The following is a 21036-nucleotide window of genomic DNA, read 5'->3' on the forward strand; positions in this document are numbered from 1 at the left end:
TTTGAACCTTACGTAAAAAGCTCTCTCTAACGCTATCGAGAACCTAACACTTCTTTGCTTAAGATTGCCTGCCACTCTTGTTCGGTAACCGGCATGATCGATAAGCGATTACCGCGTTTCACCAAGGGCATTTCGGAGAGTTCAGGCATGGCTTTAAGCGTAACCAAAGGAATCAAGCGCTCAGTCACTCGCACAAACTCGACATCCACCATGATCCAGCGTGGGTTATCGGGTGAAGACTTAGGATCGTAGTAATCACTCTCAGGGTCGAACTGAAAGTGGTCTGGGTAGGCTTCTCTGGTTACTTTAGCGATCCCCGCTACGCCAACTTTTTTACATGATGAGTGGTATATCATCACCAGATCGCCAAGCTTGACGTCATCACGCATCATGTTTCGAGCCTGATAGTTGCGTACACCCTCCCAACAAGAGGTTTTTTGTACTCTAAGAGTCTGAATAGAGAAGGTGTCGGGTTCTGTTTTAAATAACCAATATGCCATAATAAATCCAATTAACGGTTGCTCCGAGGAAGATATAACATGAAGGTAATGAAAAACCCAGTGACATGGCTAGTCGCGTTCGCTCTACAAGGCTGTGTTACGGCACCTGATACGCCGCAACAACCTGAACAGCCCCCAGCAAACTTGGATGAGCCACTGAGCATTCAACCGCAAACCTTCATCATGCGTGGTCAGGTGGTGGTTGGCCATGAAAGCCGAACCTTCACTCCTTGCGGTAGCCAACAACAATACTGGTTAGACTTATCCCCAGAGTTAGCGTTAGAAGCACAAGGGCTCTCAACGAGACCTTACCAAGCCTTATATGGCGAGCTGATTGGTCACCTAACCGTGCCGAGCCAAACGGGTTATAACGCAGATTTCACAGCGCGTTTCGTGGTTGACCAAGTGAACATCCTAACCGCAGCAAACCCTGATCGTTGTGACCAACCCCTGCGTTCAACACGTGTATTCGGCAATGAACCCTTCTGGTCAGCAAGCTTCGATAAAGACCAGCTCAAATACACTAAGATGGGCGAACAGCCACAGATCCTCGATATTGAATCAAGCCGCACCACACCAAGCAGTCGTGATTACCAATTAGAAGGTAAAGCAGCGCAAGGCAAACTCAACCTTACAAAAGAGAGTTGCAGCGACGGCATGAGCGATTCTATCTATGGATGGCATGCCAAGCTTAACCTCAATGACAGTAACTATAATGGCTGTGCAACGGTTTCTAACCAAGATCCAACATTGGACTGGAGCGGACTCTACTTCGCTAGCTCAACGCAGAACACTGGATTCTCTATCAACCTTGAGCTCAACGATGACCACAGCGCCATTACGACATACTCGTACAGCAATGGAGACCCTTCTATTGTTGAACAAGGCTTCTGGCAGCAACTGAACCAAAATCAGGTACAAGTGGTTATGACTCGCCACCAGCAACAGTATTTGATCTCCGAGCGCATCTTCACGCTCGATAACGGCAAGCTGGTCGCTGAAAAAGAGAAAGTGGGCAACGTTGTCTACCCGATTGCCAATGGCGGTCTGGTGCTATTCGAAGCTAAGAATGCACAAGCGCAAGTAAACACCACCGCTAACGTTGATCTAACCGCAAAGCAGGTGAACTCCAGCGATCAACTTGATCAAAAAGTCGACCAAACGATCCGCGAATACTTTAAGATCAATAACACCTCACCAGACAATACTAAGTACCGCTGGTTAACCTACGACTTAAATGGCGATGGTAAGGAAGAACTGTTTGCCCAGCTCGACTGGTGTGGTTCTGGTGGCTGTACACTGCTGATTTTCGAAAACCATCAAGATAACTGGCGCTTCAATAGCCGAGTGACACTGGTTAAGGGCGACATACGCTTAGGTAAATCGCAAAACCACGGCTGGCAGGATCTGATCTTCAATGTCAGTGGCGGCGGTGCAACACCTGCAAAACACACACTGTCATACTCTGGAGTGAGTTACCCACTTAACCCAAGTGTTGCTCCAGTTGCAGATGATGCTGATATCAGCGACGTGGTTTTGTTTGCTGATGGTGTATCACCTGCACAAAGTGGAGCTAAGCTGTAAAGATGAGTAACCAACAAGCTTGCCATGGTTGTGGCTTCACTCACCAGTGCGTTTGTCATCTCATACCGACGGTTGAAAGCCAAACCGATCTTGTCCTACTGACTCATGAGAATGAGCTGTCACGAGACACCAACACCGGAAAGTTGCTTCAGCAATCCCTTGAGCAGTGTCAGTCCATTGTGTGGCAAAGGAAAACACCACCAGCTGAGCTAATGGCGCTGCTTGAAGATGAAACACGACAACCGTTTCTTTTATTCCCGAGTGATCAAAGCATCGAGTGTCAGCAAGCAGTGATGACCCAAGCCATGAGTCGAAAACCGCTATTCATTATCTTGGATGGCACATGGCAAGAAGCGAAGAAGATGCTTAACAAGAGCTCGTGGTTACAAGCTGTCCCACAAGTTCACCTCGACATCACCAGCGAATCCTCTTACACCTTGCGCCGCAATCAAGACAGTGGCCATCTGTGTACTTGCGAAGTGGGTATTGAGTTACTCAAATCTTTAGGTGAAAGCGAACCTGCCAAGCTCATTGATGACTACTACCAACAGTATCTAAAAGTATTCCACGCCGACAAATGTGGCCACGCTCTCAAATAGATCAAGCAGGAGCGCGAGAAGGCAATAAGCACATTTCAGGACGGGACAGATACTAAAAACAAAAAGGGTGAGCCATAAGCTCACCCTTTTCACATTGTACTTTAATCTATTGAACCATTTAGTGTTTCACGTGAAACGCACACTCTAGCTGTTCGTTGAAAAGAGATTTTACTCTCCCTATCAGAATAAGCGCTGAGGTTGACCGAAGTAGTAACCCTGCAGGTAATCGACACCCATATCCTCTGCGATTCGACACACCTGTTCATTATGTACGAACTCCGCCACCGTCTTAGCATTCAGAATCTGACATAAGCTCACCAGCTGTTGGGCTATCTTGCGTTGCTTTTTATCCTTATCGATATTGCGAATTAAACTGCCATCAAGCTTTATCACTTGTGGTTCCAGTTTCAAGATCTCATCAATGTTCGAGTAGCCCGAACCAAAGTCATCGACAATAATATTCACACCAAGATCTCGGAAGTGATTACACACCTCGATCAAGCGACCGTAATCCTGAATTTGTTCCGTTTCTAACACCTCCAAGCCAATACGCTGTGGGTGACTGATTTTCTTGATCGCTTGTTCAAGGTGAAGAATGGTTTTCTCATTGCTGAAATCTTGTGGCGCTAAATTAATTGAGAACGAATCGGTTCGCTGACTCATAAAATCGAAGGTGCGCGTTATCATCTGACGACTGAGGCGTGTATAGAGATGGGTTCCTTCAATGATTGGCAAGAACTTACCCGGTGCAATTAACTGACCGTCCTCTTCAATTCGAACCAAACACTCGTAGCTCTCTACCTGATGACTGTGTGCTGAAACTATGGGCTGAGAGCACGCCACAATATTCTGATTAAGCACCGCGCGACTCACGCACGACAGCCAACCAAGTTGCTCTTGGCGATGCTTCTCCAATTGAATGAGTGCCTTGGCGCTCACTAGGTGCTTGTTCTGGCTGACAGCGCTGCGCCTCGCATCAATCGCCTTCAACAATAAGTCATCAATAGAGGTAGTCGGGAAATCTCGACGGCTGGCGATACCCGCACAGATAGACACCGACAAGTAATCAATATCGGGTAAACCGGTAGGCTCAAAATTCACATGCTCGGTTTGATCGGCAAATTCCGAGAATCGCTGGTGGATATGTTCTTGGCTCGCCCAACTATCAAACACCACCGCCCACTCACCAATACCGATACTGTAGAGCTGACAGCCCTCATCAAAGAACTGCCACAGCGCCTTTTGAAAGTACTCACTCAAATCATGCAGAAGCTTGTCACCCACTCGATAGCCGTACTTCTCATTGATCTGACCAAAGGTCGTGACCTTCAAAGCTAGCAAGTGGCTATCACTGCTCATTTTCGACAGCTTCTCACGCAACACACTTCGATTGGGTAAGCCAGTACGGTGATCAATTCGGTAGCTTGCCGTCAATGCAGTGGCTTGCTGCTGAATCTTACTCGCCATACTGTTGTTCATGTCATCGACATCAAGCAGTGCATTTCGGATCAATGAAAACAGAGGGGATATGTTGGTCGCGGGTTGCGTCTCTAATGGCAATACCGCCTTACCCTCGCCTTCTCTAAGCGCAAGATAAGTGAGGCTATGGTGCAAGATTCGCTGTTGGCCATTCTCTTGATAAAGTTCTCCCATGCAGTAAACGCCATAGCTGTCGGCCAATTTTTGGAAAACCTCAACCTCTTGGTTGCCATCAATAAAGTCGATACGAGATGTACAGTTATAAATGAAGAACTGTTCTGGCCTATGAGAGGCGATCTGCTGCACGCCCAGTCGTATCTGCTCTAAGGTCAGTGATGGATGGTCATAACAAAACCGGACCTCATCGCCCACTTGGAACAGGCCGCTGAATTCTATCTCTCCACTTTCCGTTACCTTGAGCGGTAAGTGAATGTTTTGCTCTTTCGGGTCACCGACCATCAAGGGAAAGTTATGCAGTTGCTCAAAAGGCACTTCGAGGCCATCAGCGAGGTAACGATTGTAGAGTTCGCGAACAGGCATCCCATCCAGTTCCAACAACCGGTTCTCTTGAGCACCTGTCACTCGAAAAGTTCGACCAATCGGATTCCATTCAGTGTAGTAACCCTTAGCGATGGAGAGCTCAACACTGTGCAGCGCCAACATCACATAGGCATTTTCATAGCAAATGCCGTCTAACATCACCCATCGCCCATTATCTGTGATGGTCGATGCACCGCCACAGATCGGTAATGAATACATCGACTGCTCAAACGCTGAAAATAGATCTCGGTTATTTATCTGCAAGCGGTCTGCGAAACAGATGATGCTTTGAGTATTATCATTGCACTCAAGCTGTTGCCACATAGCGTGGCTATCGAGCAATGGTTGTTCGCTATATTCGACAACACCACAAGAGTAAGACGTCGCGTCAAAGCGGGTAACAATCAGATAAAGACCTTGGTGCAGGATGACACCTTGACTAATGTAGTGGTTAGCACTGCAACCAATCAATTTGGCATTGGGAAAAGTCGATTGAATCACTTGACAGGCAGCCAAAACAGAACCTTTCTCGAAAGACGAAAACACCTGAATCAGTAGGCTTTCATGTTGATGAAAATCTATCTTTTCCAATTCACGTTGGGTTTGCTCAATGTCTTGTATCAGGAGAGAAGTCGACTGCATATTCACATTAATCGTTACGTTAATGATTTATTATTGTGCTTATTATAGATAAGGCTTGCACGGAATACTTGCGATCGCGTTATGAATAATGTGACCTTAGTTAGACATCATTCATTCCGCCAAAAAGCAGTCATTAATGGCGGCGCAGTACTTTTATAGCCAGTCGTTACACAATGCGGGAAGCTTTAACTGCTAAAACAGTCGCTTAGGCTCACCGAAGTAGTAACCCTGCAGATAATCGACACCCATTTGCTCTGCTATCTCACAAACCTGTTGGTTATGGACAAATTCAGCGACCGTTTTGGCATTGAACACTTGGCACAAACGAATCAACTGAGAGGCTATGTTTCTTTGTTTTTGATCTTTGTCGATATTACGAATCAAGCTACCGTCGAGCTTAATGATCTGTGGCTCAAGCTTAATGATTTCCTCGATGTTGGAGTAACCAGAGCCAAAGTCATCAACAATGATTCTCGCCCCAAGCGCACGGAAGTGATCACACACCTCAATCATGCGGCCATAATCTTTAATCTGTTCAGACTCGAGAACTTCTAAACCAAGTCGAGTAGGATCGTTCATACCACTGATCGCAGCCTCAAGGACCTCGAGCGTCTTATCGCTCAACAAATCTTGTGGGGATAGATTGATAGAAAATGAGCTCTGCTTATCCGCCATATAGCCAATAGTGCTCTTAATCATGTGTCGACTAAGGCGCGTGTAAAGATGGGTGTCAGCAATGATAGGTAAGAACTTTCCTGGTGGCACAATAGTACCGTCCGACTCCATGATTCTGACCAAACACTCTTGGCCAATCATTTCGTGCGTAACCGACTCCACAATCGGCTGGGAATAGGTGATGATGTTCTGATCTAGAATCGCACGACTTACACAACTCAACCAACCGAGTTGCTCTTTGCGGTCCTCTTCGCTCACCTGAATATCTTTGGCATTGGTGATGTGGGTATTGTTACGTACTCCATAGCGTCGAGCTTCGATCGCTTTCAATAAGATCTGGTCACCACTGTCGGTTAAGAAGTCACAACGACTAGCAAAGCCGCCACACAGAGAAACTGACAGGTAATCAATATCAGCCAAACCATATGGCTCAAAATTTATGTGTTCGATGTCATCGGCGAACTCAACGAAACCTTCTTTTATTTTCGTACTACCAACACTAGCATTGAAGATAATCGCCCACTCTCCAACACCAATACTGAATAGCTCTACATTCACGCGAGGCTCTTTAACCACACGAAGCTGTAATCGCTCGATAAAGTGATTAGACAGATCGAGTAGCAGCTGATCCCCCACTTGATAACCATACTTCTCGTTAACCTGATGGAAGTTGGTTAGCTTTAAGGTCAGCAGATGTTCACTGAACAGAATCGTATTGAGGCGCTCTTTCAGTACTATACGGTTCGGCAAACCAGTACGCGAGTCAATGCGATAGCTTTCGGTTAAGCGACGCGCTTGTTGATGGAGTTTCTTTTCCATCTGAGTATTCATACTGTCGAGATCAGCGACTGCATTTCTGACTAGGTTAAGCAATGGCGACACGGTTGAGCCACACTGAAAGTCTTCGCAATGAAACTCTTTAATCTCGTCAGACTCGCGCATAGCGATATAAGTCAAGCTGTGGTGCAGTATCTCTTGGCGGTCTTCATTACGGTATAGCTCCCCCATGCAGTAGGCACCACATGTATTCACTATCCCTTCAAATGGCTTGAGCTCAAGTTTACTGTCGATAAATTCAAGTCGAGATACGCAGTTATAAATGATCACCGATTCAGGCTGATGCATGGCTAGCATCTCGGCACCGTGGTGCACCTTTTCTGCAGTGAGCGATGGGTGGTTATAACAAAACTGCGCCTCTTCACCGACATGCCAAGGGCTATCAAACTCAATACTGCCATCATCATTAATACGTAGCGGCGTCGAGATACCCTTCTTTCTGCCAAGTTCTCGATAAAGTGGAAAGCTCATCAGTTGACTAAAAGGAAGGTCTTTGCCATCCGCAAGGTAATGTTTGAATACTTCAATAGCCGGCTTGTCGTTCAATGCGTATAAGCGATTTCCGATTGCGTGTGTGACTCGTAGCTTCATCCCAATCGGGTTCCACTCAGAGTACGCGTCCGACCAAACCTTCAATCTTGGGTTAGTCAGAGCCACAGCAACACAGGCGTGCTGGTAGGTTTGCTCGTTATACATAACCCAACGGCCAAATTCATTCTCATGGCACAGTCCACCAGCTATCGGCAAGGCGTAAGGCAAATTTTCAAAAGCGCTATAAATAGGATAATCACGCCCTTCAACCTGATCGCACAAGCTGATGACCGTTTTGGTTTCTTCTGTAAGGCGCAGCTGAAAAGCTAAGTCTTGGCTGTCTTGATTTGGATTGCCGGAAAAAGGCTGGACCGCAGAGGTTAGATGGGTTTCGTTGAACTCACTGATGATGACTAAGGTGCATGCACTTTCAAGGCAATTATCACAGATAACATGACGAGCACTCTGGCCAATTAGCGTCGCATTATTTAAACGATTGAGGGCAACAGCCGCGATTTGACGAGCTAGATCTGAAGATTGAGCTGAGAAAATTTGAATAAGGTACTGTTTGCTGTCACACCATTCTCGCTGATCAAATTGAGCTCTAAATAACGCCTCAGTATTTGCGAGAAATGTAAATGTTTGCATGCCAACCCTTGTTCAAAATCGAGTGAAGTAACAACCCGCAACCACTGCTATGACTGAAATGAATCGATAAAAAGTAGTCGCCAATTATCCTAGCCTAATCAGGCTTTTATAGGCGACTAATGTAACAATTCAATAGCATAAATGCGACACAATAAGCTTACCGAGCCATTAAATTAGTCGCATAAGATCGCTAAGTTGGTCTATTTCAACATCAGGGAGCACACTCGCCTTCGGGGAGCGGTATAAATTGGAACCAGTGTCATTAAACCAGCACGCTTGGAAGCCATTTTGCTTGGCTCCATAGACATCCGTTTTGAGGTGATCGCCAACATGAAGAATATTCTCAGCGTCACAACCTAGGTGTTGCTGAGCTTTTTCAAACATATCTGGATAGGGTTTTGCTCTGCCATCAGGGCCGGCTTTAAGGATTAATTGAAAGTACAGCCCTAAGCCAATTTTGTGTGGATCGACATTGCCATTGGTAATCGCAACCAGAGGAATACGTTGGCTAAGTTCAGTCATCACTCGATGCGTTTTTTGAGGGACATCGACTTGATTACGCAACCACAAGGCATGCTCAATGCCCTCTCGAGCCGCTTGCTCTGCTTGCTGCAGAGAGTAACCCAATTGCAGCAAACCACTCTTAATCTGAGTTTCACGCCACACGGTGACATCATGTTTCAAAGCTGGGTTTTCAGATGCGACTTGCTGCTTAATGCCCTGCCACTCTTCAAGCGATAAAGAAGCAGACACTGGGTGCTTTTGATAAAGCCACTGTGCCATCTCTTTCTCAACCTTCATGATCACAGGCCAGTTGTCATACAGGGTGTCATCCAAGTCAAAGGTCATGGCTTTGATGGGCTTTAACCCTCGATAAATTCGCATAGTAAACCCTTTAATCTAATCTTTATTCTTCTTACGAGCTCTCGGGTGAGCCTGATCATAAGCTTGTGCTAAGTGTTGGAAATCTAAGTGGGTATACACTTGGGTCGTCGAGATGTTTTCATGGCCAAGCAACTCTTGCACAGCACGAAGATTTTGGCTCGATTCCAGCACATGCGTTGCAAAGGAGTGACGCAGTTTATGCGGGCTGATGTGGCTCGCGACAGATTGCTTCTTGCCCCACTCTTCCATGCGCTTTTGCACGCTGCGGTGAGAGATACGAGTCCCGAGCTTAGAGACAAACAGCGCGGTTTCACCCGGTGAAGCCAATTCACCACGAACTTTGAGCCATTTATCGACCCACTCTTTAGCTAAACCAGAAAAAGGCGCTTTGCGTTCTTTGTCGCCTTTACCAATCACTCGGATTTCGCCTTGTCGACCCAACACATCTTTCAGATTGATGCCGACCAGTTCTGCCAGTCGTAATCCAGCACCATACATCACCTCCATCATCGCTCGATCACGAATCGACAATGGATCGTCCTCATTCACATCAAGCAGTTGACCCACTTCATCAACATCGAGGTTTTTAGGCAAAGGGCGTTGTTTGCGAGGTGCAGAGACACCTTTGGCTGGATTGGCGGTCATTTCGCCACGCAACACAAGGAAATCAAAGAAGCTGCGCAGTGACGATAAGCGCGTTGCAATGCTGCTCGCTTTCATTCCCTCACGCATGCCTTTACTGGCCAGTTGTCTGACCCACGCCGCATCGACTTGACCCCAATCCTTTAGCCCTAGAGTGACTAAATGACCGGCCATGGTTTCAAGTTGTTGTTTGTAATTACGTTGGGTGTGTAGGCTGAGTCCCTTCTCGCTTCGGAGATATTCATAGAAGCGAGAAAGTGGCTTTTGAAGGCTGTTAGGAAGAGGTATTTTGGGCTCTAGGCTCATTATTTATCTGCCAAGGTAAGGTGTCCGCCAAATGAGCGACAACAAGTGCTAAATGGCGTAAAAAGAGCGTATCCATATGGGGTTGGAAATGTCCGCCATCTTCACTAGAAAAGGCGAGCAAACCCAATGGAGACTGCTTAGCAAGCGGTAGTACTACATAAGAGCCTAGCTCTGGAACTGGATAATCACCAAACAAATCGTGTCTGTCGGCTTTTCTCAAGCGTCCAAGATAAGCATCTTTGCCATTGAAATGGTTAAGCGAAAACTTAGAGTAACCCTCAGCACTCAACTGATAAAAGCCAGATTGCGAAAGAATACGAACATGAGCCTTAAGCCCAAGATCTAACGCTTTTTGTTCAACGGCTTTTATCACCTGCATGAAGTCACTGCATTTCAGCACTTGCGCTTGCAGATCCATAAACTCATAGAAGGTTTTATCGTTATTTGCTGCCAACGACATCAAGCCAGTGATCTCTTCTTCAAGCTCTTCGATTCGATGACGTTGGCGTTTAAGCTGAACCTCAACCAGAGAAACAGCGCCCTGCTCAACGTTATTGATAGCAAGGCGATCAACCAAATCTTTTCGGTCTTGGAAAAAATCTGGGTTATCACGTAAATATTCCGCGACCACTTCTGCGGTGAGTGCGTCGGCTTCAACGTAAGACAAAACCTATCCTTTATTTTTATGAATATATTTGTTTTGGGTCGTTATTAGCAAGAAAGTTGACCATCAAACACATGCGTTGCAGGGCCGGTCATAAACAGAGGTTTACCCGGGCCTTGCCAGCTAATGTGTAAGTCACCGCCTGGTAGACGAACCTTCACATTCTCAGCCAGTAAGCCTTGAGTGATACCCACTGCAACTGCGCCACACGCTCCGCTGCCACATGCCTGAGTTTCACCCGCGCCGCGTTCGTAAACACGTAGACGAACTTCTTCACGGTTAACGACCTGCATAAAGCCAGCATTAACACGCTCAGGGAAACGTTCATGTGATTCAAGTAGTGGGCCTAAGGTGTCCACATCAGCCGTGTCGACGTCATCAACCACGGTAACCACATGTGGGTTACCCATGCTTACCGCACCACAGAATAAGGTGTGTACATCCGTTCTTAGGATATACGTCTTCTCTGGCTGCTTGGCCTTGAATGGAATCTTGCCGGGTTCGAACTCAGGAATGCCCATGTTCACCGTGATCAGGTCATTCTCTTCAATCTTGAGAACCATTTTACCTTTCTTGGTACTCACGTTGATGCTGTACTTATTCGTTAAGCCTTTCATGCGAACGAATCGTGCAAAACAACGTGCACCATTGCCACACTGCTCCACTTCACTGCCATCCGCATTGAATATGCGGTAATGGAAATCAGTTTCTGGATCATAGGGAGCCTCAACCACAAGTAGCTGATCAAAGCCCACGCCAGTGTGACGATCCGCCAAGCGACGGATCAAATCTGGAGAAAAGAAAATATTTTGAGTAATGCAGTCCACGACCATGAAATCATTGCCCAAACCATGCATTTTAGAAAAGTGGAAGTGCATAACGCTTAAAATTACTCCGGAAGAATGTTTTCAAGTTCCCACAGACTCGTAAGCTCTTCACGCTGACGAACCAAGTGAGTTTTATCGCCATCCACCATCACTTCAGCCGCACGCGAACGAGTGTTGTAGTTAGATGACATCGCGAAGCCATAAGCACCCGCTGAACGAACTGCTAGCAGATCACCTTCTTCAAGAACAAGGTCACGATCTTTACCTAGGAAATCGCCTGTCTCACAGATTGGGCCAACCAAATCGTAAGTCACAGTTTCACCCTGACGAGGGCTCACAGGAACAATATCCTGCCAAGCTTGGTAAAGTGCTGGGCGCATTAGATCGTTCATTGCTGCATCGATGATGGCAAAGTTCTTGTGCTCTGTTGGCTTGAGGAACTCGACTTTCGTTAATAATACACCAGCGTTAGCAGCAATCGCTCTTCCAGGCTCGAAAATCAGCTCTAGATCAGAATGATTGTCTAAGCGAGCCAATAAAGCTTTCGCGTAGTCAGAAGGCTGTGGTGGTAATTCATCACGATAAACCACACCCAAGCCGCCACCGACATCAAGGTGTTTGATGTTGATACCGTTAGCACGTAGCTGGTCGATCAGCGCAAGTAGGCGATCGGTTGCATCGATGAAAGGTTCGATATCCGTTAACTGAGAACCAATGTGGCAATCAATACCATGGATAGACAAGTTATCGAGTGTTTTTGCAAACTCATAAACAGCAGGAGCACGGTCGAAAGCGATACCAAACTTGTTATCACGCAGACCTGTAGAGATATAAGGGTGAGTGTTCGCATCAACGTCTGGGTTGATACGCAGTGAAATCGGCGCTTTAACACCAAGCTCACCAGCTACTTTATTCAGTCGCTCTAGTTCTGGTTCAGACTCTACGTTGAAACACTTAATGTTCAACTCAAGCGCACGCTTCATTTCAGCGGCTGTTTTACCGACACCAGAGAATACAACTTTTGCTGGATCGCCACCGGCAGCAACCACACGCTCTAGCTCACCGCCAGAAACGATATCGAAGCCAGAGCCCAAACGAGCCAAAGTATTCAACACGCCAAGGTTTGAGTTAGCTTTAACGGCATAACACACCAAGTGCGGATGCTCACCAACCGATGAATCAAACGCATTCCAGTGGCGTTCTAATGTTGCACGAGAATATACATACAGCGGTGTACCATATTGCTCTGCTAGTTGTGAAAGTGCGACGTCCTCAGCCCAAAGCTGGCCATCTTCCTGATAGTTGAAGTAATCCAAAGTTCTTATCCCTTATAAATAACGATTTCTGCGTGTTTTCACTTATTGTGATTGTTCGGTTTGCTGAACTTCATCAGGATCGTACAAAGGACCCGTTTGACCACAACCAGAAAGTCCAATAACGGACATCATAAATAGAGCAGTAATTAATTTTTTCATTTTGCATATCGTGATTATTAACTCAATGCCCCCTATAATCGCACCACACTCAGGAAAAGCAATAGGATAGAAAGGATGAACGAGACTGAATTTCATCAGCTGGTCGATATACAGATGCAAAACATCGAAGAAGCTATCGATGAATCAGAGGCAGATATTGATTACGAAGTGACTGGTAACGTGATGACGCTGGAGTTTGAGAACCGCAGCCAAATCATCATTAACCGCCAAGAACCAATGAAAGAAATCTGGTTAGCGTCTAAATCTGGTGGCTTTCACTTCAAGCTAGTTGACGACAAGTGGACATGTTCAAAGACGGGCATGGAGCTGTTTGAGATGGTTAAAGAAGAATGCGTGAAGCACGCAGGTGAAGCGATCGATTGGGTCTAATCATTTGTAAGCAAAACTAAAAAGGAGTGAATCAATCACTCCTTTTTCAATATCAATCGGGCTTAGTAAGACTAGATGTTGACTATCTTTGAGCTCCGAGAAGCTAAAGTTGCATCGTTACGATAAGGCACAACGTAAGAATTGCCTTCTTCAGGATGAACGATTTGGTAGTACTGAGGTAGGTTAAAGTTAATCAACTTAGACGACATCTTCGACTCATCTTTTACCGATGTGTAGAAAGAATTCACGCTCGCGATCATCTCATCTTTTTCACCGCTGTACTGGTGGTAGACCTCAACTTGGTTCGACTCGTCCAATACATAAATATTGAAGCCTTTGTCGGTATCTTCGAAAAAGAACTGAATCAAGCCCTCACTCGCAAAACCATCCACCACTTCTGGTAGCTGATACTCTTGCTCTTTATCGAGCATCAGTAAAGGTGAGCCTTTGAGCTTATTGGTTGAGATGCTACGGTAGAAATCGACCGAGTTTTCCAACATCTGTACCGACACACCACGACGTTCGAAGAACAGACCAAACATCTTATTAGCTAAACGAATAGCCTTAAAGCGGCGGCGCTTCTCGGGTTCAATCGGTTTCAATCGTAAATCGATACACTCAGCAAGCAGTTGATACACCATGTTACGCATCACACCACGCAGGTTTTTGCTGTAACAGAACACATCAACCGATTCTGGCGGTAAAGCATCTTGGTGCATTTTGCCAAGCACCGTCTTCAGCGCATCCAGCATTGCCGTATCACCTTGGAAATGCAGCGTACGTACTTCATGCCAAGAGTTACGATAAACTAAGTCGACACTGCCGACTAAGCTCTTACCTTCCTCACCAAAGCTGAAGATATCGGCGTTCTTGAGGTCCACTTTTAATGCACGACCACTTAATTCAGACGTCGGGTCATTTTCAAAGTTGATGAACATCGCTAGCTGGCTTATCTCACACGGGCTCGCCAGTGCTTGCATACTTGGGCGACGCTTACGCAAAGAAAACGTATTACGCAGGTCGCTCACCATTTGATAGAACTTATCGATATCGATGTGAGCGTCACGTACCACAGAGTGCAAACGTGTCGACTCGGTAATCAAGCCATTAAAAAACGACCATGCTACCAACTTACTCAAGTACTCATGGTGCTCTAGAGAAGGCTGACCAAGAATGCGGTGTGCAACCAGTGGCTGCTTATACAAGTACCAACCTGCTTTATTCGACTGACCCTGACGAACTTCGATGAAGCTCAAGTCGGGTTCATGCAGATCCGGAGAGATTTGTGGGTTCAGCAGTGTCACTTTACCTGGCAATACCTCAAACGCAGCGTAAAGCTTACGTGCCAAGATACTGATATCTTGTGGGCTGATTGCCGAAGTGATGTCGTTACGACGCGCAAATTGAATCAGATTACGGTAGCTCAGCATCAAGGCATCAAGCAGTGCATGGTGCACCACTTTAACCTGCTCAACCTTCCAGTTACGGCGGTTATCGAGCTCAGCAATGGTTTCATGTCCCCAATTCCAAGACTTAGTCATCTCAGTCAAGGCTTCACGACGCCACGCAACAGAACCAATGCCCGCATCTCGTGACAGCTTCTCGTGGGTCTTAAGATAAAAACAGCGTCTTACCAAGTCCAATCGAGTGTGGTCGTTAATGCGTTCTAGATAGCGCGTTACCTTTTCAAGCATCAGATAGTAGCTATCCATGCCATACAGATCCGGTTCATCCGCAAAGAAGCGGCGCTTGGTATCAATACTCAGCAGTTGGGTGTTTGGGTATTCCCACGAATAGGCCTCTAACAGGATCGCCTTCAAAACCGATTTATACGGTGAGTCGATACTCTTATAGAGCTGCCACAGGTTTGAACCAAAGTACTCTTCAGCGGGAATACGATTCAGCTTGCCGAAATCGATCCACTGCGAGCAATCAAGATAACCATCCTGACACAAACCTTGAACATACTCGTCGTAACACTCTTCCATTTCTGGCGGAATGATTTGCCACAACAAACGCTGACCAGCTAAACGAACCGCAGAGCGATAGAACTCATCAAGCAGTAATAAATGCTGTGAAGAACCACAGTTATCGCCTGTCATCTCTTCTGAATGGTTCGAACGGAAACGCTCTTCATCCATCAAGAAGAAGTTCGCTTCAACCCCTAAGGTTTCAGCCCAATCAGTAATCAAGAGACACTTGTTGGTTAGGCTATCGCGAGATGCGCCATCCATATCCGGGGAAACACACACCCAGATATCAAGATCACTTGAAGTGCTTTGACCAATAGAAGAAGTACTACCCATGGTGTACAAGCCAAGGATTGCAGGTTCATCAGCTTCGGTGAGTTTGCCACCCAGCGTTAATTCGGTATCAGAGACAAATTGCTTTTGGAATTCATTAAGCGTGAAGCTACGAATTCCAAAAGGAACTTGTTGGTCATAATAACCAGGCATCATCGGGTGATTGAAGTGAAGCAGTGCGGGAATAAGGTTGAATACTCGCTGGCCTTGCACATTCATCAACGCCAACGCACGATCAATGCGCTGCTGATTTAGATTGTCTAATCGTTGAATCAAAGTTTGAGTGTAAGCCTGCAAGGTAAGTCCTTGGTTTGAGGTTAAGTGCAGTTCTGTTTAGTTACTGAACGAAAGGAGCAACAAAACGTGATCAATTTAACACTTTTACCCTTAATGGTAAAGCAAAGGAACCCGTCATACTGGTCAATTCCTTGATGACAGAAAGTTAAACTCACGGCGTCGTAGTGTCCTCTTTATTGACTATTTCTAATAATAGCCCATGTTTCAAATGAGATACCAATCACACTATTTTGGTGAACTCATGAAAATCTCTCAGCTATCAAAGTATGGAATGATCAAACAGTAAGAATTCTCGCCTCATAATGGTAGGATTAGGCTATTACAGAACCTATATCGGAAACACCATGACAAATTCAGCACCAATCCGTATCGCGACCAGAAAAAGCCCTCTTGCCCTTTGGCAGGCATACTTTGTAAGGGATGCACTGCAAGCTGCTCACCCTGGTTTAGAGGTTGAGTTGGTAACTATGGTGACCAAAGGTGACATCATCCTAGACACTCCGCTTGCTAAAGTGGGTGGTAAAGGACTGTTCGTTAAAGAACTTGAAGTAGCCATGCTAGAAGGTCGTGCTGACCTAGCCGTTCACTCAATGAAAGATGTACCTGTCGACTTCCCTGAAGGTCTAGGTCTGGTAACAATTTGTGAGCGCGAAGATCCGCGTGACGCTTTCGTATCAAACACTTACAACAACATCGACGAACTCCCACAAGGTGCTGTCGTGGGTACGTGCAGTCTGCGTCGCCAATGCCAACTGTTAGAATACCGCCCAGATCTGATCATCAAAGAGCTGCGCGGCAACGTTGGTACTCGTCTAGGTAAACTCGATGATGGTCAATACGATGCGATCGTACTGGCTGCTGCAGGTCTTAAACGTCTAGAGCTAGAAGAGCGTATTCGTAGCTTCATCAAACCAGAGCAGTCTCTCCCTGCTGTTGGCCAAGGCGCTGTTGGTATTGAGTGTCGCCTTGATGACGAGCGTCTGATTAAACTCCTTGAACCACTGAATCATAAAGACACGGCTGATCGTGTACTGTGCGAACGTGCAATGAACCTTACCCTAGAAGGTGGCTGTCAGGTTCCTATCGGCAGCTACTCATTATTAGATGGCGAAAACATCTGGCTACGTGCATTAGTTGGTGAACCGGACGGTTCTAAGATGGTTCGTGGTGAGATCTCTGGCCCTCGCAAAGATGCAGAAGCACTTGGCGTGACTCTGGCAAATCAATTGCTGGATGATGGCGCGAGAGAAATCTTAACCAAGCTCTACGTTGACCAAGAATAATCATGACAGTGTTGGTGACTCGTCCCGGTTCAGAGGGACAATCGCTTTGCCAACAACTAGCGGATGAAGGGGTTCAAGCAATCCATCATCCGCTGATTCGTATCGTGGATAATCCCAACTCTGCGGATTTAAGCACCCAGCTTAATAACAGCGATATCATTATTGCAGTCAGTCACCACGCCGTGGCGGCTGCCCAAAGCATCCTTTCAAAAACCTCATCCATTTGGCCTACTTCGCCGCTTTATCTTGGCGTTGGTCAAAAAACTGCGCACGTTTTAAGCAAAGTCTGTAAACAAAAAGTAAACTATCCTCAAGTTAGTGATAGTGAACATCTTCTTAAACTTACTGAACTTAATGGCGTAGAAAATAAGTCCATTTTGATACTACGTGGCAATGGTGGGCGTGAGCTCATTAGAGATTCTCTACTCAATCGAGGTGCACAAGTCTCTTATTGTGAGACCTACCGTAGAGAATATATTCCTATTAGCGACCACAATACCTATCAAACATGGATAAACAAAAAAACGTCCAAAGTTGTCATCACTAGTCAGGAACAATTGGAGTATCTCTGCTCAATTACCCCTGATGAGTATTTGGCTTGGCTTTCAACAAGACATCTATTTGTCCCAAGCCAGCGCATTGTAGAACGAGCACAACAACTCGGCTTCTCGAATGTGACCAATACTCACAGTGCTACGAACCAAATATTACTGGCTGCTCTCCGGCCCTAGCTAGAAACAGGAAATAAGCATGACAAGCAAAAAAAATAATGAGCATATTGAACCTGAAAAGAAACAAGATACTCAGCCAGTAGTTGTTGAAAACGAAAAAGCTGACTCTACAGAGACAAAACAACCTGAACAGAAGCTTGATGCCTCTGCTTCAAATACCGCTAAAAATGAGCAGCCTCAAGCTGAGCATAAAGAGCAAATAGAGAAAGCAGAAAAGCAAGGTAAGCGCGGTGTCAAACTAGGCGCTATTGCGATCGCTATTTCAATTATCTTCAGTGGCGGTATCGCATTTCAAATGCAGCAAAAGAGCGCTGAATACTCGGCTCAAATAGCCGCTCTTCAAGCACAACTTCAAAATACCCAATCTGCGGTAAATAAAGACCTACAAACCATCAAGCAAGAGACTATCCAAGAAGCCTCACACGCGGTGGAGAAAACTCAGGTCGTGCAATCTCAACAGCAGAAGAGCATTCAAAGCCTGCAGTTAGCAGTGGCTGACGTGAAAGGTCGCCGCCCGAATGACTGGTTGCTTGCTGAAGCTGATTACCTTGTGAAACTAGCAGGACGTAAACTGTTCCTCGAGCATGATGCCGTTAGTGCAACCAAACTAATGGAAAGCGCCGATCAACGTATCGCCGCACTGAATGACCCGAGCTTAGTGTCACTGCGTCAATCAATGACCAATGACATTACCAAGCTTCGCACTATTCCTCTGATCGACCGTGACGGCTTAGTTCTGCGTATCACAAGCTTGCAACAGCAAGTCGATACACTGCCGCTTGCCAATGCGATTCTTCCGGAAGCTGCGGTTGTTGAGAAAAAAGCGGTATCGCAAGATATTAATGATTGGCAGAACAACCTGATGACGTCGATGAAAGACTTCTCAGAAAACTTCATTACCTTCCGTAGTCGTGATGGCGAAGTTATCCCTCTACTCTCTCCTGAACAACACTTCTACCTGCGTGAAAACATCAAAGGTAAATTAGAAACCGCGATTCGCGCCGTCTACAAAGAACAAGGTGAACTCTATAGCGCAGCTCTTAATACCGCTAGCGAGTGGTCGAAAGCGTATCTAAACCAAGATAACAACTCAGTGATTGAATTTGAGAAAGCGATTAAACAGCTAAGTGAACAGAACATCTCTGTGAAATACCCTGTAAAGCTTGAATCTCAAAATGAGTTGTCAGATGTGATACGTGAGCGCCTACGTCGTGAAGTCACCGTTATGACCACGGAGGAAAAATAATGATTCGTTGGATTTTTCTTTTTCTCGTTCTAGGTGCTGGGTTAATTGTTGGTACTCAGTTCTCTGGTCAACAAGGCTACGTTCTGATCTCAATTGCGAACAAGACTATTGAGATGAGCGTGACAACACTGGTTATCTTTGTCATTGCTCTTCTAGCGGCTCTATTCGGCTTAGAGTACCTATTTAAAAAGCTTATGTACGCAAGCTCGACAACTTGGAACTGGTTCAGTGTTCGTAAGCTGAAACGTTCTCGTCGTTATACCAATGAAGGCATTATCAAGCTACTTGAAGGTGACTGGAAAGGCGCTGAGAAGAAAGTAACTCGTTGGGCTAACCATCACGACATGCCTCTACTTTGTTATTTAGTCGCTTCTCAAGCGGCACACGAACAAGGTAATACAAGTGAGCGAGATAAGTACATCGAGCTTGCTAGCCAACAGGACGACTCTCTACTAGCGGTTGAGCTAACTAAAGCTAAACAGCAAATCAGCGAGTCAAACTACGAAGCTGCATTCGATACACTTTCGACCCTAAAAGGCACATACCCTAATAACACTGCTGTACTTGGCCTGTTAAAAGCCACTTACTTGCAACTGAAGTTATGGCAGCCATTGCTAGAGTTAACTCCTAAATTAGTTAAGAACAAACTTCTAACAGCTGATGAGCAACGTGAATTAGAACAGAAAGCACAATGTGGGCTACTTCATGATGTGGCACAACAGCAAGGTAGCGAAGGTTTAATCAGCCATTGGAACAAGCTTTCAAGAAAACAGAAACAAAGTTCGCACCTTGTATCCTGCTTTGTGAAGCAACTTATCGCTCGCAAAGCTGACTCAGAAGCCTTCACTGTGATCAAAGAGAACATTGCAAAGAGTGGGTCAAATGAACTCTACATGTTGCTTCCAGAGCTGAACTTATCCGATCACCACCCAGTAGTGGTCATGCTAGAACGTGCAATTAGTAAAGACAGTGGTAATGCCGAAGCACACAGCGCGCTGGCTCAGTTCTACTTAAGAGAGCAGAAGTGGGCGGAAGCACAAAGCCACTTCGAAAAAGCCCTAGCACTTCGCTCAAATGTTTCAGATTACGGATATCTATCTGACGCCCTAGAGAAGCAAAACTTAACGAAAGCAGCTCACGAGGTTTCTCGTAAAGCGCTCGCTCTAGTTCAACCCGCTTAACTCTAAGCGACTCAAACTAAGCCGATGTCTAGCATCGGCTTTTTTGTATCTGCTATTTAACCCTAGATAACTTCTACAATAGCTATAAACCAAGCTCATCAAACACTTACCTGCCCAATACCAACTAACCATGAAATTGCTCAACTGGGCTTCTCAAACACACGGAGAACGACTTTAGTTGTGTCTGTACGTAGTTTTACCATTCTTATAAACAAGTCCTTATAAGAGGTTCGAGAGGAGTCATAGAGAAAAGTGATACCTTGAAGTTCAAGAACAAATGGAGATCAGCTTGAGAGAAGGCGCTTAAAGATATTTACCCGCAGACAGATGCCCACTTAAAGTCACGTTGAATTAACAATTAAATAGCCATCAACGTTCCAACTATAAACCGTTATAACCGGGGAGTTCACGTAACTGCCTGTAGATTAATCTATTAAGTAGAGGGAGATAGCAAGAGTTACCGACCAACAAAACCTTGTTATTAGAAACGAGGCATCTTTATCAGCCAGTTCAAATTAGTAGGAGATAGAGCTCTCAAGACGCTCAGGAAAAGTTAATCAACGAACCAATAGCCACAAGTATAAACTTACGTAATCAAGCGCTGCTAGAGAGAGCAGAGCTTAATAATAAGTGTCGGAATATCAGAGCTCGTGATCAACGTAAAGCGCCTCTACAAACTCTGAGACGAATAATAAGACTCATACCAATCCGGAAAATTAACTGATCAGGTCAATCCAATCTCTTGTACACATTTTTGTGACGCGATCTTTG

The 21036-nt window shown here is 45.7% G+C and carries 17 protein-coding genes; 7 read left to right on the forward strand and 10 right to left on the reverse strand.

What is annotated here, in order from left to right; genetic code table 11:
• Nucleotides 1–32: 32 nt before the first annotated feature.
• Complete coding sequence (locus AB4154_RS16120) at nucleotides 33–500, reverse strand: EVE domain-containing protein (protein ID WP_017061021.1); 468 nt, start codon at nucleotides 498–500, stop codon at nucleotides 33–35.
• Nucleotides 501–539: 39 nt separating this feature from the next.
• On the opposite strand from AB4154_RS16120, the gene AB4154_RS16125 reads away from it, so the two are divergent.
• Together AB4154_RS16125 and AB4154_RS16130 are read left to right on the forward strand one after the other, a co-directional pair.
• Entirely contained in the window at nucleotides 540–2084 is a 1545-nt protein-coding gene (locus AB4154_RS16125; protein WP_372123551.1) for a COG3650 family protein, read from the forward strand.
• Nucleotides 2085–2086: 2 nt separating this feature from the next.
• Complete coding sequence (locus AB4154_RS16130) at nucleotides 2087–2683, forward strand: tRNA-uridine aminocarboxypropyltransferase (RefSeq protein WP_061025678.1); 597 nt, start codon at nucleotides 2087–2089, stop codon at nucleotides 2681–2683.
• A gap of 180 nt (nucleotides 2684–2863) precedes the next feature.
• Here AB4154_RS16130 and AB4154_RS16135 read toward each other — a convergent pair whose 3' ends face one another.
• From AB4154_RS16135 to lptM, 8 genes are all read right to left on the reverse strand, one after another.
• Entirely contained in the window at nucleotides 2864–5344 is a 2481-nt protein-coding gene (locus AB4154_RS16135) for an EAL domain-containing protein (protein WP_017063759.1), read from the reverse strand.
• A gap of 192 nt (nucleotides 5345–5536) precedes the next feature.
• Complete coding sequence (locus AB4154_RS16140) at nucleotides 5537–8035, reverse strand: EAL domain-containing protein (protein ID WP_372123553.1); 2499 nt, start codon at nucleotides 8033–8035, stop codon at nucleotides 5537–5539.
• A gap of 168 nt (nucleotides 8036–8203) precedes the next feature.
• Complete coding sequence (yigB, locus tag AB4154_RS16145; protein WP_372123555.1) at nucleotides 8204–8920, reverse strand: 5-amino-6-(5-phospho-D-ribitylamino)uracil phosphatase YigB; 717 nt, start codon at nucleotides 8918–8920, stop codon at nucleotides 8204–8206.
• Between the two features lie 15 nt (nucleotides 8921–8935).
• The gene (gene xerC / locus AB4154_RS16150; protein WP_017061015.1) at nucleotides 8936–9868 is read right to left on the reverse strand and encodes a tyrosine recombinase XerC; all 933 of its coding nucleotides are present in this window, start codon (nucleotides 9866–9868) and stop codon (nucleotides 8936–8938) included.
• Nucleotides 9837–10535, reverse strand: coding sequence for a DUF484 family protein (locus AB4154_RS16155; protein ID WP_017061014.1), 699 nt, complete (start codon nucleotides 10533–10535; stop codon nucleotides 9837–9839). Before AB4154_RS16155 ends, xerC begins: the two co-directional genes overlap by 32 nt.
• A gap of 44 nt (nucleotides 10536–10579) precedes the next feature.
• Nucleotides 10580–11410, reverse strand: coding sequence for a diaminopimelate epimerase (dapF, locus tag AB4154_RS16160; RefSeq protein WP_017061013.1), 831 nt, complete (start codon nucleotides 11408–11410; stop codon nucleotides 10580–10582).
• Nucleotides 11411–11421: 11 nt separating this feature from the next.
• Nucleotides 11422–12675, reverse strand: coding sequence for a diaminopimelate decarboxylase (lysA, locus tag AB4154_RS16165; protein ID WP_017066756.1), 1254 nt, complete (start codon nucleotides 12673–12675; stop codon nucleotides 11422–11424).
• Between the two features lie 42 nt (nucleotides 12676–12717).
• Nucleotides 12718–12834, reverse strand: a complete 117-nt coding sequence (gene lptM, locus AB4154_RS22415; protein ID WP_017068592.1) for an LPS translocon maturation chaperone LptM — start codon at nucleotides 12832–12834, stop codon at nucleotides 12718–12720.
• Nucleotides 12835–12909: 75 nt separating this feature from the next.
• Between lptM and cyaY the strand changes: the two genes are divergently transcribed.
• Nucleotides 12910–13224: an iron donor protein CyaY gene (gene cyaY, locus AB4154_RS16175; RefSeq protein WP_017061010.1), complete on the forward strand. Its 315-nt coding sequence runs from the start codon at nucleotides 12910–12912 to the stop codon at nucleotides 13222–13224.
• A gap of 71 nt (nucleotides 13225–13295) precedes the next feature.
• Here the strand turns inward: cyaY and AB4154_RS16180 are convergent, their stop codons facing one another.
• Nucleotides 13296–15824: a class I adenylate cyclase gene (locus AB4154_RS16180; protein ID WP_017063755.1), complete on the reverse strand. Its 2529-nt coding sequence runs from the start codon at nucleotides 15822–15824 to the stop codon at nucleotides 13296–13298.
• 344 nt (nucleotides 15825–16168) lie between these two features.
• On the opposite strand from AB4154_RS16180, the gene hemC reads away from it, so the two are divergent.
• From hemC to AB4154_RS16200, 4 genes are read left to right on the forward strand one after another with little or no spacing between them, the layout of a single operon-like run.
• Nucleotides 16169–17107: a hydroxymethylbilane synthase gene (gene hemC / locus AB4154_RS16185; RefSeq protein ID WP_372123557.1), complete on the forward strand. Its 939-nt coding sequence runs from the start codon at nucleotides 16169–16171 to the stop codon at nucleotides 17105–17107.
• A 2-nt stretch (nucleotides 17108–17109) separates the two neighbouring features.
• On the forward strand, nucleotides 17110–17838 hold the full coding sequence (locus AB4154_RS16190; protein WP_017061007.1) for a uroporphyrinogen-III synthase: 729 nt from the start codon (nucleotides 17110–17112) through the stop codon (nucleotides 17836–17838).
• 19 nt (nucleotides 17839–17857) lie between these two features.
• Nucleotides 17858–19084: a uroporphyrinogen-III C-methyltransferase gene (locus AB4154_RS16195; RefSeq protein WP_017061006.1), complete on the forward strand. Its 1227-nt coding sequence runs from the start codon at nucleotides 17858–17860 to the stop codon at nucleotides 19082–19084.
• Entirely contained in the window at nucleotides 19084–20265 is a 1182-nt protein-coding gene (locus AB4154_RS16200; RefSeq protein WP_017061005.1) for a heme biosynthesis protein HemY, read from the forward strand. Before AB4154_RS16195 ends, AB4154_RS16200 begins: the two co-directional genes overlap by 1 nt.
• Nucleotides 20266–21036 lie beyond the last annotated feature (771 nt).

This window comes from Vibrio sp. 10N.286.51.B11 (assembly GCF_041469245.1).
GTDB classification, from domain to species: Bacteria; Pseudomonadota; Gammaproteobacteria; order Enterobacterales; family Vibrionaceae; genus Vibrio; species Vibrio crassostreae_C.

Bases quoted from the DNA above. Each gene is read 5' to 3' on its own strand.
- AB4154_RS16135 (WP_017063759.1), bottom strand. From the start codon at position 5,344: ATGCAGTCGACTTCTCTCCTGATACAAGACATTGAGCAAACCCAACGT.
- AB4154_RS16120 (WP_017061021.1), bottom strand. From the start codon at position 500: ATGGCATATTGGTTATTTAAAACAGAACCCGACACCTTCTCTATTCAG.
- AB4154_RS16125 (WP_372123551.1), top strand. From the start codon at position 540: ATGAAGGTAATGAAAAACCCAGTGACATGGCTAGTCGCGTTCGCTCTA.
- hemC (WP_372123557.1), top strand. From the start codon at position 16,169: ATGACAAATTCAGCACCAATCCGTATCGCGACCAGAAAAAGCCCTCTT.
- AB4154_RS16130 (WP_061025678.1), top strand. From the start codon at position 2,087: ATGAGTAACCAACAAGCTTGCCATGGTTGTGGCTTCACTCACCAGTGC.
- cyaY (WP_017061010.1), top strand. From the start codon at position 12,910: ATGAACGAGACTGAATTTCATCAGCTGGTCGATATACAGATGCAAAAC.
- lptM (WP_017068592.1), bottom strand. From the start codon at position 12,834: ATGAAAAAATTAATTACTGCTCTATTTATGATGTCCGTTATTGGACTT.
- AB4154_RS16140 (WP_372123553.1), bottom strand. From the start codon at position 8,035: ATGCAAACATTTACATTTCTCGCAAATACTGAGGCGTTATTTAGAGCT.
- yigB (WP_372123555.1), bottom strand. From the start codon at position 8,920: ATGCGAATTTATCGAGGGTTAAAGCCCATCAAAGCCATGACCTTTGAC.
- AB4154_RS16190 (WP_017061007.1), top strand. From the start codon at position 17,110: ATGACAGTGTTGGTGACTCGTCCCGGTTCAGAGGGACAATCGCTTTGC.
- dapF (WP_017061013.1), bottom strand. From the start codon at position 11,410: ATGCACTTCCACTTTTCTAAAATGCATGGTTTGGGCAATGATTTCATG.
- AB4154_RS16200 (WP_017061005.1), top strand. From the start codon at position 19,084: ATGATTCGTTGGATTTTTCTTTTTCTCGTTCTAGGTGCTGGGTTAATT.
- xerC (WP_017061015.1), bottom strand. From the start codon at position 9,868: ATGAGCCTAGAGCCCAAAATACCTCTTCCTAACAGCCTTCAAAAGCCA.
- AB4154_RS16195 (WP_017061006.1), top strand. From the start codon at position 17,858: ATGACAAGCAAAAAAAATAATGAGCATATTGAACCTGAAAAGAAACAA.